We start from the raw sequence: 15,000 nt of genomic DNA on the forward strand, positions 1-15,000 counted from the left end.
CCCGCGGTTTCCCGCGTCGTATACAACGCCCGCCGAAAGCACAAAAGGACCCGGGGGCGTCGCTGCCCGAGTCCTCTTCGCAGCAGAATAGCCGACATGAGCTCGGAGTCGGCAGGTCATGTGGCGCGTTCGACGATCGTCCCGGAGTCCGAGACGCCGCCGCGTACACGTGTCAGGAGGTTTCTGCGCACGGCGGACGGGGTGGCGATCGACGCCCGGCACGAGCCGGGAGCGGCCGCGCGCGCGGGATCCGCGGCCGCTCCCCTCGTTTTCGTGCTCGCGCACGGTTTCACGGGTGACCTGGACCGGCCGCACGTGCGCCGGGTGGCGGAGGCGTTCGCCCGCCACGGCGCCGTGGTCACCTTCTCCTTCCGGGGCCACGGCGCCTCCGGCGGGCGGTCCACGGTCGGCGACCGGGAGGTGCTCGACCTGGCCGCGGCGGTGGAGTGGGCACGCGGCCTGGGGTACGGGCGGGTGGTGACCGTCGGCTTCTCCATGGGCGGCTCGGTGGTGCTGCGGCACGCGGCGCTGTACGGCGCCCGGCGGAGCAGCACCGGCACCGGCACCGGCACCGGCGCTGGCACTGGGGCGGAGGCCGGCGCCGGCGTGGGGGCTGAGACCGGCACTGAGAGGCGTACAAGAGCGCACGAGAGGGCGCGTATGCCGGCACACACGGACACGGTGGTGTCCGTGAGCGCCCCGGCGCGCTGGTACTACCGGGGCACGGCCCCCATGCGCCGGTTGCACTGGCTGGTCATGCGCCCCGAGGGCCGCCTGGTGGGCCGGTACGGCTTCCGCACCCGGATCCACCACCGCGACTGGGACCCCGTCCCGCTCTCCCCGGTCGAGGCGGCGTCGCGCGTCGCGCCCGTCCCGCTGCTGATCGTGCACGGCGACCGGGACGCCTACTTCCCCCTCGACCACCCCCGGATGCTGGCCGCGGCAGCCGGTGACCAGGGCGAACTCTGGCTGGAGTCCGGCATGGGCCACGCCGAGAACGCCGCCCCCGAGGACCTCCTGCACCGCATCGCGCGCTGGGCCATCTCCCGGGAGGGCCTAACCTGACCATGTTCATTACCGGGGTCCAGCACAGAGTGAGTCGAGGAACGGCATGGCAAAGGTCACGGTGCGCTACTGGGCGGCGGCGAAGTCCGCGGCCGGCGTCGCCGAGGAGCCGTACGAGGCGGTGACGCTCGCCGAGGCGCTCGACGCGGTGCGCGAGCGGCACCCGGGCGAACTCGTCCGCGTCCTGCTGCGCTGCTCGTTCCTCATCGACGGTGACCCGGTGGGAACGCGCGACCACGAGACGGTACGGCTGACCGAGGGCGGCACGGTCGAGGTGCTTCCCCCGTTCGCAGGAGGGTGAGCGATGACCGACCGGCCGTATGAGGGCTCCGGGTACGACGGCTCCCAGCAGGGCGCGTACGAGGGCTACGACCCGTACGCCCACCAGCAGCACCAGCAGCACCAGCAGCAGTACGAAGAACAGCAACAGCAGCAGCAGTACCAACAGCAGCAACAGCAGTACGGGCAACCGGCCCCGCAGCCGTACCCGTACGCCCAGCCGCAGCCGCAGCCGGAGCCGCAGCCGCAGGCCTGGCCCGGCCGGCAGCAGGCGTACGACGATCCCCACGCCTCCCAGCAGTACACGCAGCAGTGGCAGGGGCAGACCTGGGACACCCAGACCCACGGCCAGTCCGTCGTGGCCGCGCCGGAACCCGGGTCGGCCCGGACGGCGTACCTGCCCCCGCTGCCCCACCCCGAGCCCCAGCCGCAGGCGCACCCCCAGCCGCACCCCCAGCCGCAGCCGGCCGCCCCCGTGGCGCCGAGCGCGGGCGCCGGCACCCCCCCACCCACGGCGCCCGCGGCCCCCACCGCCTCCGACGACCCCGCCTACGGCCCCGCCACCCTCGCCGGCAACACCCGCGTCACCGACGCGCAGCGGGCCCGCGCCGAGGGCCGCTCGCCGATCATCGACCCGGGGATGCAGCCCGCCGCGCTCACGGCAGTGCTCGGACTGCTGCTGGCCGGTGCGGCGGAGGTCGGCACGTACGCGCTGCTCGTGCCGCTGGTGGTGCTCCAGGCGGTGACGGCGGCCGGCTGGTTCCGGCTGAACGGCATGTGGCCCGCCCGGCAGGGCATCGCCCTCGGCTTCGCGGGCGCGCTCGCCTCCGACGCGGCGGTGCTCGGTGCGGGCCGCGAGCACGCGCCCGCCGCGATCCTGGGCACCCTCGGCGTCTGGGTGCTGCTCTCCCTCGTCCTCCAGCTGCGCTCGCACGCCGACCCGGACGAACGCATGTACGGCCTGATGGCGACCGTCGCCTCGGCGGCGCTGTCGATCCTGGCGACCGGTTACCTGGCGGGCGGCGCGGACGCGGTCGCGGTGGGCGCGGTGTCGGTCGCGGTGGCCGCCCTGGCGCGTGCGCTGCCGCTGCCCGCGGCGGCCTCGGTGGTCGTCGCGCTGCTCGCGGCGGGGGGCGCGGGCATCGCGGTCGGCGGCATGACGGGCCTGGGCGCCAAGGGCGCGCTGCTCGGCGCCGGCGCGGCGGTGTGCGCCCTGGTCGGGCACCGCGTGGCCGCCTACGACTACCCCTCGCGGTTCGTGCACTTCACGGCCGGGGTCGCCCTGCCGCTGTCGGCGGCGGCGCCGGTGGTGTGGGTGCTGGGGCGCGCGCTGGGCTGAGACCGGCGGGTCGTACCGGTGCGTAACAGCTGATCGACAAAGTCCGGGCCGCGCTGTGCGGCGGGGTTACGCTCGCGCAGGACGGCCGCCGGGTCGTCGTCGATCCGCTCAGGTGGGGGGAGCACCGCATGCGCGCGCTGCGAGTACTGCTGATCGTCGTCGTGGTCCTCGGCGTGCTGTTCGTGGTGGCCGACCGGGTCGCGGTGCACTTCGCCGAGGGCCGGGCAGCCGACGAGGTGCGGTCCGCGGAGCACCTGTCGAGCACCCCTGACGTGTCCATCAACGGCTTCCCGTTCCTCACCCAGCTGGCGGGCGACGAACTGGACGACGTCGAGGTCGCCATCAAGAACTACGAGGCGGACACCGGCGACGGCGGCGGGAAGATCCGTATCGACGACCTGAAGGCCGACCTGAAGGGCGTGGAGTTCTCCGGGGACTACAGCTCGGCCACCGCCGCCGGCGCCACGGGCACCGCGCTCATCTCCTACGACGAGTTGCTGAAGACCGCCAAGTCCACGCCGACCGACATCGGCTTCGGCCTCAAGGCGCAGGTGGTGGGCCTCTCGGACGGGGGGAACGGCAAGATCAGGCTGGCCGTCAAGGTCGCGTCGTTCCCGGTGATCCACGTGCTGAGTTCGCTCGACGTCCGGGGCGACAAGGTGCGCGTCACGGCCGACGGCCTGCCCAAGCTCGCCGGGCTCGCGCTCGCCGAGGGCCGGATGCGGACCATCACCGACTTCCAGCAGGCGATCGACCGGCTGCCGGGCGGCATCAAGCTCGACTCGGTGCGGGCGGCGAAGGACGGTGTCGAGATCACGGTGAAGGGTTCGCACGTCAGGCTCGCCGGGTAGCAACCGCTCGGCACGTCCGGTCCGCCGTCCGGCCGGCGCTCCGGTCCGCCGTCCGCCCGGCACGTCCGGGCGGCAGGCTTTCCGGTGCCTGCGGTCGGCAGTCTGTCCGGCGCTCGCGGTCCGCCGTCAGCCCGGCGCGTCCGTCTGACGAGACGTCGGCGTCCGCAGGGCAGATGCGGAGGAGGGAAGCGGCAGCGCCGGGCGTGCGCCCGCACACCTGATTCCGGCCGTTGTCCCACATCACGGACGATCCCGTCTCATGATGCGACACGCCGGTGACATGTCCGCCTGTCCCTCCCTACGATCGACGGCATGAGGCGACAGGCGGATCTCACGAAGCGGCGGGCAGTGGACCTGTGCCGCGTTGCCGCCATGCTCTGTCGCCCTTTCTGAGCGGAAGCCCCCCGAGGTTCCGCGTCCCTCAGCCGCCCTGCTCGAAGGGCACCCGTGCGCCGCTCGCACCCCGAGCGCGCAGTCATGCACCCGCACGCCCCGCCGTAACTGCCCCGGAGGAGATTGAGCATGAGCCGCACTGACGTCCTGGTCGACGCCGACTGGGTCCAGGAGCACCTGGACGACCCGAGCATCGCGATCGTCGAGGTGGACGAGGACACGTCCGCGTACGACAAGAACCACATCAAGAACGCCATCCGCATCGACTGGACCGACGACCTCCAGGACCCGGTGCGCCGCGACTTCGTCGACCAGGCGGGCTTCGAGAAGCTGCTGTCGGAGAAGGGCATCGCCAACGACCACACGGTGATCCTCTACGGCGGCAACAACAACTGGTTCGCCTCCTACGCGTACTGGTACTTCAAGCTCTACGGCCACGACAACGTCAAGCTCCTCGACGGCGGCCGCAAGAAGTGGGAGCTGGACGCCCGCGAGCTGGTCGACGGCACCGACGTGCCCGAGCGTGCGAAGACCGAGTACCGGGCCAAGCCGCAGGACACCTCCATCCGCGCCTTCCGCGACGACGTGGTCAAGGCCATCGGCGCGCAGAACCTGGTCGACGTGCGCTCGCCCGACGAGTTCTCCGGCAAGCTGCTCGCCCCGGCCCACCTGCCGCAGGAGCAGTCGCAGCGTCCGGGTCACGTGCCGTCCGCCAAGAACATCCCGTGGTCGAAGAACGCCAACGACGACGGCACCTTCAAGTCGGACGAGGAGCTGAAGGCCCTCTACGCCGACGAGGACGTCGACCTGGGCAGGGACACCATCGCCTACTGCCGCATCGGTGAGCGCTCGGCCCTGACCTGGTTCGTGCTGCACGAGCTGCTGGGCGTGGAGAACGTCAAGAACTACGACGGCTCCTGGACCGAGTACGGCTCCCTGGTGGGCGTGCCGATCGAGCTGGGCTCCGGCAAGTGAGCCGGTAGGCAGAGCAGGCGAAGCAAGCAAGCGGAACAAGCAAGACGGAACCGACCGTACCGACCTCTCAAGACCTCTCTTCAGGAGTACGCCATGTGTGGAGCGAAGGCCGGCGGCCCCGACGCCTCGACGATCAAGCCCGGTGAGACGACGATCCAGGGGCAGGTGACCCGCGACGGCGAGCCGGTGACGGGCTACGTCCGCCTGCTGGACTCGACCGGCGAGTTCACCGCGGAGGTCCCGACCTCCGCCACCGGCCAGTTCCGGTTCTACGCGGCCGAGGGCACCTGGACGGTCCGGGCCCTGGTTCCCGGCGGCAGCAGCGCGGACCGCACGGTCGTGGCCCGGCAGGGCGGCCTCGCGGAGGTCGCGATCGCGGTCTGAGACCGCCGAGCCCGCCAGGGCCGTACCCGGGGCCGGACGCCAGGGTACGGCCCTCCGGCATGCCCGGGCGGCCCTGGCGGCAAGGCGCCGCGGAACTACCCTGGAGGCATGTACGCACGGCGCCGCCACGCCTACTTCGCCATGATGGGCACCTGTATCACCCTGTTCGTCCTGGCGTGGGGGGTCGTGCGCATCTGGTCGGTCCCGGCCGCCGTCGGCATGTGCCTGTTCGCCATGGTCATCCCGCCGGTCGCGGCCATGGTGGCCAACCGGCGCGGCCCCGACGACCGCTGGTGGGACGACCCGTCCGGCGACCCGAAGTCCGACGAGTGGTGGGACGAACTCGACGGCAAGAAACGCCACTGACGGGCCACCGGAGGGCGGTACGCCTCGGCATCCGGAGGGGCGGCGCTCCTCGGTGTCCGGAGGGCGGCGCGCCTCAGTAGACGAGCGCCTGCGTCCCGTCCGCCAGCGCCTCCTGCACGAAGACCTGCGCCCCCGCGATCCGCACGCCCTCGATCACGTCCTCCTCGGTGATCTCCCGGCGGGCCGCGCACTGCGTGCACAGCGTGACGCGGCCGGCCGCGAGGACCGAGTCGATCAGGTCGGGCAGCGGCGCGGCGTGCGGAAGCTCGAACTCGGCCGCCCGCCCCGGCAGCGCGAACCAGGACGACTCCCCGGTCAGCCACAGGGACACGTCCACCCCGCTGGCCGCGGCGACCGCCGCGACCGTGAACGCCTGCGAGCACCGCTCGGGGGCGTCCGCCCCCGCCGTCACCTTGATCACGAGCTTCTTCGCCATGCCCGAATCGTAATCAACTCCGCTACAACCACGGCCTCCAGATGTGGGTCTCCTGTGCAGCGCGCATACGGAAGGTGCGCTTCATGTTCTGTGGGGGCACGTCTTGGAAGTACCGGAAAGACCGATTTCCACGCCCGAGGGGGTTCCGGAGGTTCCGGTGGCCACGCCGGAAGCACCACCGCGCCGGTTCAGGCGCACCGCGCTGCTCGTCGCCGCCGCGGCCGTGCTCGGCGTGGCCGCCGGCGCCGACCGGTCCGTCTTCGACGACGCGTTCCCGACCGCGGCCCGGGTGGACGGCGTCGACCGCGTCGCCTACGCGGAGGCCAAGCCCTACGGCGCCGAACAGGTCCGGCAGGCCTACCTCCGCGCGGGTGACGTCCTCGCCCTGGTCGTCCAGTCCCGCAAGGGCTCCGCGCCCGCCGTGCCGTTCCAGCAGACGGTGACGTTGCAGAGCGAACTGCTCGGCTGAGCGGGTGAGGGAGTACCTCACCAAGAGGGCCGGGCCCGAGCCTACTAAGCTGGGGCCCGGCCCTGTGTACGTACGTACCGCACCGCGCTCGACAAGGAGCACCCCGTGGAGATCTTCTTCGAAACCCTGCTGGTCCTGGTCTGCGTCGGCGTCCTCGCCTTCGCCTACCTGACCGTGAAGAAGCTGTACCAGGGCCAGCGCTGACGACGTCCAGGAGCCGCCGCTCATGATCGAGATCCCGTCCGACCTCCACAGGGACCTGGTCCCCCTCGCCTTCCTGCTCGGCGACTGGGCCGGCGCCGGTGTGCACGACTTCCCCGGGTCCCAGAAGTGCAACTTCGGCCAGGAGGTCACCTTCACCCACGACGGCCGGGACTTCCTGGAGTACCACTCGCACACCTGGGTGCTGGACAACGACGGCAACAAGGTACGGCCGCTGGAGTCCGAGTCCGGTTTCTGGCGGATCGACGCCGACCGCAAGGTCGAGGTCACGATGGTCCGCGACGACGGCGTCGTCGAGGTCTGGTACGGCGAGCTGGCCGACAAGAAGCCCCAGATCGACCTGGCCACGGACGCCGTGGCCCGCACCGCGGCCTCCGCCCCCTACACCGGCGGCAAGCGGCTGTACGGCTACGTCAAGAGCGACCTGATGTGGGTCGGCGAGAAGCAGACCCCCGAGGTCGAGCTGCGCCCCTACATGTCGGCCCACCTGAAGAAGGTCGTCACCCCCGAGGACGTCGAGCGCTGGGCCAAGGCCCTCCCGGACGACCTGCCGGACGACGGCATCGCCTTCTTCAAGTAGGCCGGGCCCCCTTCTGGCGGTCCCCGGCCTGCTTCGGGTAGCCCCCGGCGCCCCGCGGCGGCCTAGACTCTTCGGTGTGGTGAGCACCGACTGGAAGAGCGACCTCAGGCAGCGCGGCTACCGGCTGACGCCGCAGCGTCAACTCGTCCTCGAAGCCGTGGACACCCTGGAGCACGCGACCCCCGACGACATCCTCGGCGAGGTGAGGAAGACGGCGTCGGGGATCAACATCTCCACCGTCTACCGGACGCTGGAGCTGCTGGAGGAGCTGGGCCTGGTCAGCCACGCCCACCTCGGCCACGGCGCCCCCACCTACCACCTGGCCGACCGCCACCACCACCTGCACCTCGTCTGCCGCGACTGCGACAACGTCATCGAGGCCGACGTCGAGGTGGCCGCGGAGTTCACGGACAAGCTGCGCCGGCAGTTCGGGTTCGACACCGACATGAAGCACTTCGCCATCTTCGGCCGCTGCCAGGACTGTTCCCGCAAGGGGCCGGCGGGCACGTCGTAGGCTTGCCCGTATGAAGAGCCCCCTGCTGTCGCTGCCCGGCGCCGTCCCCGCCGAGGGCGTGGACGAAGGCGTCGCTGCACACTACGGCGACCTGTTCCGTGAGCAGCGCGCGCTCGCGGACGGCGCCGGCTTCGTCGACCTGTCGCACCGAGGCGTCGTCACCGTATCCGGCGAGGACCGGCTGAGCTGGCTGCACCTGCTGCTCACCCAGCACGTCAGCGACCTGCCGGCCGGCCGGGCCACCGAGGCGCTGATCCTCTCCGCGAACGGTCACATCGAACACGCGCTCTACCTGGTCGACGACGGTGAGACGGTCTGGGCCCACGTGGAGCCGGGCACCCAGGAGGCGCTGATCGCCTACCTGGAGTCGATGAAGTTCTTCTACCGGGTCGAGGTCGCCGACCGCACCGCCGACTTCGCGGTGGTGCACCTGCCGGCGGGTTCGATCGCCGAGGCGCCCGAGGAGGCCGTCGTCCGCGAGACGGCGTACGGCCGTGATCTGTTCCTGCCCCGCGCCGACCTGGAGTCGTACGCGGCGAAGAGCGGCCCGCCCGCCGGGATCCTCGCCCACGAGGCCCTGCGCGTCGAGCAGCACCGGCCCCGGCTCGGCTTCGAGACCGACCACCGCACCATCCCGCACGAGCTGGGCTGGATCGGCACGGCCGTGCACCTCCAGAAGGGCTGCTACCGCGGGCAGGAGACCGTGGCCCGGGTCCAGAACCTGGGCAAGCCGCCGCGCCGCCTGGTCTTCCTGCACCTGGACGGCAGCGAGGTGCACCTGCCGGTGCACGGCACGGAGATCCGCCTCGCCGACGAGGGCCCCGACGGCCGCCGGATCGGCGTGATCACCACGTCCGTACGCCACCACGAACTGGGCCCGGTCGCGCTCGCCCTGGTCAAGCGGAACGTGCCGCTGGACGCCCGGCTGATGGCGGGGGACACGGCGGCGGCGCAGGAGGCCGTCGTCCAGCCGTGACCCTGCCGGGCGGGGATCGCGCTCAGATCTCCAGCAGGACGGTGAACGGGCCGTCGTTCGTCAGGGACACCCGCATCTGCGCCCCGAACCGGCCCGTGGCCACCGTCGCGCCCAGCGAGCGGAGCCGGGCGACCACCTCGGCCACGAGCGGTTCGGCGACCTCGCCCGGGGCCGCGGCGTTCCAGGTCGGGCGGCGGCCCTTGCGGGCGTCGCCGTAGAGCGTGAACTGACTGATCACGAGCAGCGGGGCGTCCGTGTCGCTGCACGACCTCTCGTCCTGCAGCATGCGGATCGACCACAGCTTGCGGGCGAGCTGTGCCGCTTTCTCCTTCGTGTCCTCGTGGGTGACCCCGACCAGGACGCACAGCCCCTCGCCCTCGATGGCCCCCACCGTCTCGCCGTCCACGACGACGCTCGCGCCGTCCACTCTCTGCACCACTGCACGCATGCCGACCATGATGCCGGGCGCCGGGCCGACGTCCATATCGTGCTTCTTTATGCTTCGTAACCCCCCATCCGGGGCCGATCGGGGGCACTCGGTCACATACCGGCCACTCCGGGTGGCACGATGCTTCCGTACGCGCCGGTCGAGGGGACGGTTGAGGCGCATGAGCACATCGAGTACCGAGCCGCAGCCGCAGCCCGGGGCGGTCCCGCCCCTCCGGGTGGCGGTCGCGGAGACCATCGCCCACCGGCCTCCGGTGCAGCGCACCGACAGCCCGCCGTTGCCGTCGGGCCCGCCGCCCGCGGCGGACCGGCCCGTGAGCACGGAGGGGGTACCGGTGGTACCTGTGGTGGACCCACTGCTGGCGATGGAGCCGGCGGAGCCCGAGCTGACGCCGCTGAGCCTGCCGGAACTGCGCGCCCTGCGCCGCCGGGCCCAACGGGACGAGGCCGACCTGAGTTACGTACGACGGCTGCTCCAGGGGCGGATCGACATCCTGCGCGCGGAGCTGACCCGGCGGGGCGGCGGGGCGCGGACGGCATGCGGCGGGGACGATGCCGGGCCCGCGCCCGCCGTGGAGGACGGCGGGGCGTCCGTCGTCGAACGGCTCGCGGAGATCCTCCGGGACGCGCCCGCCCGGCAACGTTCCTCGGCCCGACATGTGACTCTGGGCACCCCGCACGGCGAGGAGTACCGGCGGCTGTCCGCACAGATGCTCGCCGAGGTCGAACTGTCGGACCTCGACGCCCGCACCGACCTCGAACTGGGCGCGGCGATGGGCCGGCTCGTACGGTTCGAGCAGCAGGTGTCCCGGCGCCGCCACCAGCTCCAGCGCACGGCTGACGGCTGCAGCGCGGAGATCGCCCGCCGCTACCGCGACGGCGAGGCCCAGGTGGACGACCTGCTCCTGTGACCCGACGAGAACGACCGGCAGCGGGGCCGAGCAGGCGGCCACCGGGCGGACGGGCGGGGGAGCGCAGGCGGCCGGGCGGACGGGCCGTCGACCCGCGGGCTCGGTGACGAGCCGGCGGTGCGGATGGCCGACCACCCGGACGGGTCCGGGAAGAACGAGCGGGCGCCGCCGAGGTGGCCGACGCCCTGCTGCGTACGTCCGGGCGACCGTGGTGCCCGGACCTGTTCTGAACGCTCCTTCCTGCCGGTGACCGTGCCAGGGGTGACGCATCCGTAGCGTCCTGTTCCGTTCCGTGCTGTCTGCTCAGACCGCTCTGTCTGCTCAGACTGTTCTGTTGTGGCTGTGCGGTGGGGACGGTCTTCAGTTGTGGCGGTGCTGCGAGACGTTGTTCTGTTGTGGCTGTGCGGTGTCGCTGACCGTGCTCCTGGCTCCCCTCCGGAGGGAAGCGCGGTCCGACGTACCCCCTGTGTCACCGTGGAGCCAACCGGCCTAAGGTTCAACCATGTCAGGTGAGTTGGCCACCAACTTCTCTTTTCTTATCTCCACTTGGAAGCGGCTCATAACCACCTTTCCCGGAACTGCCCAAAGATGGCGAGAAGTTGTACGGTTCACGTGTGGACCCGGAACACGCCTTGGCCAATGGGCGGAAGAGGACGCAGCGGCCACAGAGGTCACACCGCGAGGTGGCCGACGAACTGCGGCAGCGGATCAGGGCCGGCGCGCTGCGCCCGGGTGCGCGCATGCCCACGCAGGCGGTGCTGGCGGCCGAGTTCGGGGTCGAGCGCGGGACCGTGCGGGAGGCCCTGCGCATCCTGCGGTCGGAGCACCTGCTCACGAACGTGACCAAAGGGAGCCCGGCGACCGTCACGGCCCACCCGGAACGGGCCCTCACCGGACCCGCCGCCCTGCCGCTGCCCACCTCGGCCGCGCTCGCCCCCCGGGTCGCCGCCGCCTTCGCCGACTCCCACGTGGAGATCGACGCGGTGTGCCTGACCGCCGTCTCGCTGGCCTTGGCCCTCGGTGAGCCGCTGCGTCAGATCCACGCCGGGCGCCTGGATCCGGCCAAGGTCGACGTGCGGGTGCTGCTGCCCAGCCGGAACATCGAGCTGGCCTTCCCCGCACCGGTGGACCCCTCCGCGCCCGGCCACCGGCTGCGCACCCGCTGGCTGGCCGTGCGCAACGCGCAGGGGCAGGTGCTGCGGCACAGCCTGCTCTCGCTGCGCGCCACCCACGGCATCGACGTGCGCGTCACCTTCCGCGCGCTGCCCTTCACCCCGCCGGTCAAGCTCTACCTGCTGAACGGCGAGGAGGCGCTGTTCGCGTACTACACCGTGCGGCGCCGCGAGGAGGAGATCGACCACGAACCGTTCCAGCTCTACGACGCGCAGGGCACCCGTTCGACGCTGTTCTCCTTCGCGCGGGGCGCCGGCCCGCGCGACACGGCGTTCGTCGAGCAGGCCCGGGCGTGGTTCGACGCCCTGTGGGAGACGATCAGTTCGGAGCTGGTGCTCACGAGCTGACCTCTCCTCGGCCGGGCCCCGGCCCCGGTCACAGCGCGGGGCCGGTGACCAGCATCGCGAGGACCACCGCACCGGCGGAGCTGAGGGCCGGGCTCTTGGCCTTGATGCCGACGGTGAGCAGCAGCAGGCCGACCATGCCCGTCGCGCCGTACTTCCACTGGACGATCTGCTCGAAGCCGACGACGAAGATGGCGGACACAAGGGCGAGTACGGGCACGGCGGTTTTCCCCCTTCGGTCGCCAACTCTCCAAAGTTGGCAGCCAACTTGTTCTTAGTGGTCCCCACTTGGTGAGTGTTCGAAACAGATCTAGAACAACTCCCGCCAGCTGAATCGAAGTTGTACCGTTTGGTCGTGACCCCTGAGAACCTGGCCGTGGACGGCAGCCGGAGGAACTCCCCGCAGGAGATCGCCGACACCCTGCGCGAGCGGATCCGCGCGGGCGAGCTGAAGCCCGGCGACCGCCTGCCCACCCAGGCCGAACTCGCCGAGGAGTTCGGCGTGGAGCGCGGCACCGTGCGCCAGGCCCTGCGGGCACTCCAGGACGACGGCCTGCTCAGCAACGTCAGCAAGGGCAGCCCGCCGAGGATCGCCGACGCCGCCCCCGCCCGGGAGGAGCCGCAGCCGACCATGGTCTCGCTCGCCCCCCGTCTGACGGAGGCGTTCTCGGGCCGCCGGGTGCGCATCGACGTCGTCTGCCACACCGCGGAGACGTTGATGCTGGCCATGGGCGAACCGCTCCGGCTGATCCACGAGGGCCGCATGCGCCCCGAGGCCATCGACCTCCGCGTCCTGGTGCCGTCCAGGGACATCACCCTGGCCTTCCCCGTGGCGGTGGAGGGCCCCGGCGGGGACGACGTGGTCCACGAGCGCTGGCTGGCCATGCGCAACGCCCAGGGGCAGGTGCTGCGGCACAACCTGCTCTCGCTGCGCGCCACCCACGGCATCGACGTGCGCGTCACCTTCCGCGCGCTGCCCTTCACCCCGCCGGTCAAGCTCTACCTGCTGAACGGCGAGGAGGCCCTGATGGGCTACTACACGCTCACCCGGCGCGAGGAGGACTGGGGCGACGAGACCCTGGACATGTACGACGCGCTGGGCTCCAAGTCCCTGCTGTTCTCCTTCGTCCAGCGGGGCGGCCGGCGCGACGCCGCTTTCGTGACGGAATCCCAGAAGTGGTTCGACGCCCTCTGGGAAACCATCACCACGGACCTGACACTCTCCCAATGACCTCTGATACGACGCAGACGGAGACCCGGACGCTGCGGGAACTGGTCTCCCGCGCGCACGTGGTCCTGTGGGACTTCGACGGTCCGATCTGCCGCCTCTTCGCGGGGCACTCCGCGGAGCGGGTGGCGCACGGCCTGCTGGACTGGCTCGGCCGGCAGGGCCTGCACGGGCTGCTGAGCGAGGACGAGCGGGAACCGCTGGACCCGCACGCCCTGCTGCGCGCGGTCGACCGCCGGCGCCCGCGCAGCGACCTGGTGACGGACCTGGAGGAGCGCCTCACCCAGGAGGAGCTGAAGGCGGCGGCCACCGCGATGCCGACCCCGTACGCCGACCCGCTGATCCGCACCTGGACCGCGGTCGGCGCCCGGCTGGCCGTCACCAGCAACAACTCGCCGGCCGTGGTGCGCGCCTACCTCCAGGGCCGCGGCCTGCTGCCCTGCTTCGCCCCGCACCTGTACGGCCGGACCGGCGAACTGGGCCACCTCAAGCCCGACCCGCACTGCCTGCACCGCGCGCTCAGCGCCATGGGGGCGGCCCCCTCGGCCGCCCTGATGATCGGCGACACGCCCACCGACCTGGAGGCGGCCCGGCGGGCGGGCGTGCACTTCCTCGGCTACGCCCGCAACGAGCACAAGGCGCGTCTCCTGGAGACGGCCGGGGCGAAGGCGGTCGTACGCTCCCTGGGGGACCTGCTGGCGGCCCTGCGCCCGGCCTGAGCGCGCCCCGGCGCCGCTCCGGTCCCCCTCAGGCGCGACGCGCGGTGCGGCGTGGGAGGTTCGGGTCACACTCCGTGGCGAGGTGGGGGTAGCGTGTTCCCACTTCCGCACCCTTCGGCGGGGTTCGCCCCCTCGCGGGGTGCGACCCTTGCGGGGGATCCAGGCGAAAGAAACGGGCAATGCCGCTCGAACCTGCTTCACGCGAACTGGCTTCAGGCGCCCGGCTGCACGCGGTCGAGGCGAGTGGTGATCCCGGCAGGGTCGAGGGCCCCCTCCAGGGGTACCACCACGAGACGTACGTGTTCGCGCTGGCCGGTGAGTCGGGCGCGCTGCGTCCGGGACGGTGGAAGTGCCGGGAGCCGCGCAGCGACCTCCTCTGGTTCGACCGCCGCTGCTTCGTCTCGGAGGAGCAGCTGCTGGCGGCCCTGCACGGCCGGATCGGCCGGATTCCGGACCTCGTCCGGGTCGGCGGCATCGGTCTGCAGCGGTTCATCGAGGGCCGCACCCTCGGGGCGCTGTGCGCGTCGGGGAACGCCGTGCCGGGCGGCCTGTTCCGGCAGATCGTCGACCTGTTCGGGCAGCTGGTCGAGGTGACGCCCGGCATGCTCACCGTCGAGCGCCGCTGCGAGAGCGCGGACCGGCCGGCCGACGGGGACACCGCCGCGTTCCTGGAGCGGCTCGTCCACTTCGCGGAGGAACGCGTCTACGCCCGCAACCTCCCCGTTTTCGGTGGGCTCTTCGCCGACCTGCGGATCGACGGCGAGGCGTTCAAGCGGCTGCGCAAGCACCTGAAGGGTCTGCGCGAGCGCCCCTTCTGCCTGCTGCACGCCGATCTGCACCGGGAGAACTTCATCGTCGACGCGGAACGCCGGCTGTGGACCATCGACTGGGAACTGGCCATGTTCGGCGATCCGCTGTACGACCTCGCCACCCACCTCTACCTGATGCGCTACCCGCGCGGGCAGGCGCGCCGGATGACCGAGGCCTGGCGCCGCACGGCGGAGGCCGTCCGCCCGGGCAGCTCCCGGGGCTGGGAGCACGACCTGCCTCTGCTCGTCGATTTCAAGAAGGCGCAGTCGGTCTTCACGGACGTGATCCGCACGGCGCTGTCGCTGGCCGCGGACGCGGGCGCCGGCCCCGATCCCGACTGGCAGCACCTCGCCGAGCTGGGCGGGAAGCTGCACCGGGTCCTCGTGGCCGCCGCGTTCCCGCTGGCCCTGGAGTCCGTGCCCGCCCCCGCCACCGTCGTGGCCGCCCTCGCCCGCTGGCACCGCGCACACGGCGCCCGGCAGGGCCGGCCGGCACCCTGACCCGCTCGCGGTCCGGGTG

General features: G+C 72.1%; 19 protein-coding genes and 2 pseudogenes. 18 read left to right on the forward strand and 3 right to left on the reverse strand.

Annotated features, from left to right (window positions below; all coding sequences use genetic code 11):
- Positions 1 to 96: 96 nt before the first annotated feature.
- The 8 genes from ACFC02_RS13350 (at position 97) to ACFC02_RS13385 (ending at position 5,652) form a co-directional block, all read left to right on the forward strand.
- Positions 97 to 1,065, forward strand: coding sequence for an alpha/beta hydrolase (locus ACFC02_RS13350; protein WP_376355996.1), 969 nt, complete (start codon positions 97 to 99; stop codon positions 1,063 to 1,065).
- Between the two features lie 46 nt (positions 1,066 to 1,111).
- Positions 1,112 to 1,366, forward strand: a complete 255-nt coding sequence (locus ACFC02_RS13355; protein WP_360967499.1) for a MoaD/ThiS family protein — start codon at positions 1,112 to 1,114, stop codon at positions 1,364 to 1,366.
- Positions 1,367 to 1,369: 3 nt separating this feature from the next.
- Positions 1,370 to 2,683 carry a hypothetical protein gene (locus tag ACFC02_RS13360; protein WP_376355999.1) on the forward strand — a complete coding sequence of 438 codons (1,314 nt, stop codon included), beginning with the start codon at positions 1,370 to 1,372 and terminating at the stop codon, positions 2,681 to 2,683.
- Between the two features lie 128 nt (positions 2,684 to 2,811).
- Entirely contained in the window at positions 2,812 to 3,534 is a 723-nt protein-coding gene (locus ACFC02_RS13365) for a DUF2993 domain-containing protein (protein ID WP_376356001.1), read from the forward strand.
- A 312-nt stretch (positions 3,535 to 3,846) separates the two neighbouring features.
- Positions 3,847 to 3,927 (forward strand): Ms5788A family Cys-rich leader peptide, encoded by an 81-nt coding sequence (locus ACFC02_RS13370; protein ID WP_351055874.1) that lies wholly within the window; start codon positions 3,847 to 3,849, stop codon positions 3,925 to 3,927.
- A gap of 129 nt (positions 3,928 to 4,056) precedes the next feature.
- Positions 4,057 to 4,902 carry a sulfurtransferase gene (locus tag ACFC02_RS13375; RefSeq protein ID WP_376356003.1) on the forward strand — a complete coding sequence of 282 codons (846 nt, stop codon included), beginning with the start codon at positions 4,057 to 4,059 and terminating at the stop codon, positions 4,900 to 4,902.
- 93 nt (positions 4,903 to 4,995) lie between these two features.
- Positions 4,996 to 5,286, forward strand: a complete 291-nt coding sequence (locus ACFC02_RS13380; protein ID WP_360967488.1) for a DUF1416 domain-containing protein — start codon at positions 4,996 to 4,998, stop codon at positions 5,284 to 5,286.
- A 108-nt stretch (positions 5,287 to 5,394) separates the two neighbouring features.
- On the forward strand, positions 5,395 to 5,652 hold the full coding sequence (locus ACFC02_RS13385; RefSeq protein ID WP_360967486.1) for a DUF3099 domain-containing protein: 258 nt from the start codon (positions 5,395 to 5,397) through the stop codon (positions 5,650 to 5,652).
- A 73-nt stretch (positions 5,653 to 5,725) separates the two neighbouring features.
- Here ACFC02_RS13385 and ACFC02_RS13390 read toward each other — a convergent pair whose 3' ends face one another.
- A complete protein-coding gene (locus ACFC02_RS13390; RefSeq protein ID WP_376356006.1) occupies positions 5,726 to 6,088 on the reverse strand; it encodes a DsrE family protein in 363 nt (120 codons plus the stop codon).
- Positions 6,089 to 6,338: 250 nt separating this feature from the next.
- Here ACFC02_RS13390 and ACFC02_RS13395 point away from each other — a divergent pair.
- From ACFC02_RS13395 to ACFC02_RS13410, 4 genes and pseudogenes are all read left to right on the forward strand, one after another.
- Positions 6,339 to 6,557, forward strand: a pseudogene (locus ACFC02_RS13395) (hypothetical protein); the annotation flags it as partial.
- A gap of 226 nt (positions 6,558 to 6,783) precedes the next feature.
- Complete coding sequence (locus tag ACFC02_RS13400; RefSeq protein ID WP_376356008.1) at positions 6,784 to 7,359, forward strand: FABP family protein; 576 nt, start codon at positions 6,784 to 6,786, stop codon at positions 7,357 to 7,359.
- A 76-nt stretch (positions 7,360 to 7,435) separates the two neighbouring features.
- A complete protein-coding gene (locus ACFC02_RS13405; protein WP_376356010.1) occupies positions 7,436 to 7,873 on the forward strand; it encodes a Fur family transcriptional regulator in 438 nt (145 codons plus the stop codon).
- 10 nt (positions 7,874 to 7,883) lie between these two features.
- A complete protein-coding gene (locus tag ACFC02_RS13410; protein ID WP_376356012.1) occupies positions 7,884 to 8,849 on the forward strand; it encodes a YgfZ/GcvT domain-containing protein in 966 nt (321 codons plus the stop codon).
- 22 nt (positions 8,850 to 8,871) lie between these two features.
- On the opposite strand, the gene dtd is transcribed toward ACFC02_RS13410, so the two are convergent.
- A complete protein-coding gene (gene dtd / locus ACFC02_RS13415) occupies positions 8,872 to 9,297 on the reverse strand; it encodes a D-aminoacyl-tRNA deacylase (RefSeq protein WP_376356069.1) in 426 nt (141 codons plus the stop codon).
- Between the two features lie 160 nt (positions 9,298 to 9,457).
- Between dtd and ACFC02_RS13420 the strand changes: the two genes are divergently transcribed.
- From ACFC02_RS13420 to ACFC02_RS13430, 3 genes and pseudogenes are all read left to right on the forward strand, one after another.
- A complete protein-coding gene (locus ACFC02_RS13420) occupies positions 9,458 to 10,207 on the forward strand; it encodes a hypothetical protein (protein ID WP_376356014.1) in 750 nt (249 codons plus the stop codon).
- 99 nt (positions 10,208 to 10,306) lie between these two features.
- Positions 10,307 to 10,437 (forward strand): annotated as a pseudogene (locus ACFC02_RS13425) (GNAT family N-acetyltransferase); the annotation flags it as partial.
- Between the two features lie 369 nt (positions 10,438 to 10,806).
- Positions 10,807 to 11,727 carry a FadR/GntR family transcriptional regulator gene (locus ACFC02_RS13430; RefSeq protein WP_376356016.1) on the forward strand — a complete coding sequence of 307 codons (921 nt, stop codon included), beginning with the start codon at positions 10,807 to 10,809 and terminating at the stop codon, positions 11,725 to 11,727.
- A gap of 28 nt (positions 11,728 to 11,755) precedes the next feature.
- Here ACFC02_RS13430 and ACFC02_RS13435 read toward each other — a convergent pair whose 3' ends face one another.
- Positions 11,756 to 11,944: a hypothetical protein gene (locus ACFC02_RS13435; protein WP_376356018.1), complete on the reverse strand. Its 189-nt coding sequence runs from the start codon at positions 11,942 to 11,944 to the stop codon at positions 11,756 to 11,758.
- Between the two features lie 129 nt (positions 11,945 to 12,073).
- Between ACFC02_RS13435 and ACFC02_RS13440 the strand changes: the two genes are divergently transcribed.
- The 3 genes from ACFC02_RS13440 to ACFC02_RS13450 all read left to right on the forward strand — a co-directional run bounded on the left by ACFC02_RS13440 (position 12,074) and on the right by ACFC02_RS13450 (position 14,981).
- Positions 12,074 to 12,955 carry a GntR family transcriptional regulator gene (locus ACFC02_RS13440; RefSeq protein WP_376356020.1) on the forward strand — a complete coding sequence of 294 codons (882 nt, stop codon included), beginning with the start codon at positions 12,074 to 12,076 and terminating at the stop codon, positions 12,953 to 12,955.
- Positions 12,952 to 13,671, forward strand: a complete 720-nt coding sequence (locus tag ACFC02_RS13445) for an HAD family hydrolase (RefSeq protein ID WP_376356022.1) — start codon at positions 12,952 to 12,954, stop codon at positions 13,669 to 13,671. The genes ACFC02_RS13440 and ACFC02_RS13445 overlap by 4 nt, the downstream gene beginning before the upstream one ends.
- Before the next feature lie 179 nt (positions 13,672 to 13,850).
- Positions 13,851 to 14,981: a phosphotransferase family protein gene (locus ACFC02_RS13450; protein ID WP_376356024.1), complete on the forward strand. Its 1,131-nt coding sequence runs from the start codon at positions 13,851 to 13,853 to the stop codon at positions 14,979 to 14,981.
- Positions 14,982 to 15,000: the final 19 nt, after the last annotated feature.

The organism is Streptomyces sp. NPDC056160 (assembly GCF_042268205.1).
In the GTDB taxonomy this organism is placed as follows: domain Bacteria; phylum Actinomycetota; class Actinomycetes; order Streptomycetales; family Streptomycetaceae; genus Streptomyces.

Excerpts from the sequence above, each read along its gene's own strand:
- ACFC02_RS13355 (WP_360967499.1), top strand. The coding sequence starts at position 1,112 with ATGGCAAAGGTCACGGTGCGCTACTGGGCGGCGGCGAAGTCCGCGGCC.
- dtd (WP_376356069.1), bottom strand. The coding sequence starts at position 9,297 with ATGCGTGCAGTGGTGCAGAGAGTGGACGGCGCGAGCGTCGTCGTGGAC.
- ACFC02_RS13445 (WP_376356022.1), top strand. The coding sequence starts at position 12,952 with ATGACCTCTGATACGACGCAGACGGAGACCCGGACGCTGCGGGAACTG.
- ACFC02_RS13450 (WP_376356024.1), top strand. The coding sequence starts at position 13,851 with ATGCCGCTCGAACCTGCTTCACGCGAACTGGCTTCAGGCGCCCGGCTG.
- ACFC02_RS13400 (WP_376356008.1), top strand. The coding sequence starts at position 6,784 with ATGATCGAGATCCCGTCCGACCTCCACAGGGACCTGGTCCCCCTCGCC.
- ACFC02_RS13385 (WP_360967486.1), top strand. The coding sequence starts at position 5,395 with ATGTACGCACGGCGCCGCCACGCCTACTTCGCCATGATGGGCACCTGT.
- ACFC02_RS13420 (WP_376356014.1), top strand. The coding sequence starts at position 9,458 with ATGAGCACATCGAGTACCGAGCCGCAGCCGCAGCCCGGGGCGGTCCCG.
- ACFC02_RS13390 (WP_376356006.1), bottom strand. The coding sequence starts at position 6,088 with ATGGCGAAGAAGCTCGTGATCAAGGTGACGGCGGGGGCGGACGCCCCC.
- ACFC02_RS13410 (WP_376356012.1), top strand. The coding sequence starts at position 7,884 with ATGAAGAGCCCCCTGCTGTCGCTGCCCGGCGCCGTCCCCGCCGAGGGC.
- ACFC02_RS13375 (WP_376356003.1), top strand. The coding sequence starts at position 4,057 with ATGAGCCGCACTGACGTCCTGGTCGACGCCGACTGGGTCCAGGAGCAC.
- ACFC02_RS13365 (WP_376356001.1), top strand. The coding sequence starts at position 2,812 with ATGCGCGCGCTGCGAGTACTGCTGATCGTCGTCGTGGTCCTCGGCGTG.
- ACFC02_RS13380 (WP_360967488.1), top strand. The coding sequence starts at position 4,996 with ATGTGTGGAGCGAAGGCCGGCGGCCCCGACGCCTCGACGATCAAGCCC.
- ACFC02_RS13370 (WP_351055874.1), top strand. The coding sequence starts at position 3,847 with ATGAGGCGACAGGCGGATCTCACGAAGCGGCGGGCAGTGGACCTGTGC.
- ACFC02_RS13350 (WP_376355996.1), top strand. The coding sequence starts at position 97 with ATGAGCTCGGAGTCGGCAGGTCATGTGGCGCGTTCGACGATCGTCCCG.
- ACFC02_RS13360 (WP_376355999.1), top strand. The coding sequence starts at position 1,370 with ATGACCGACCGGCCGTATGAGGGCTCCGGGTACGACGGCTCCCAGCAG.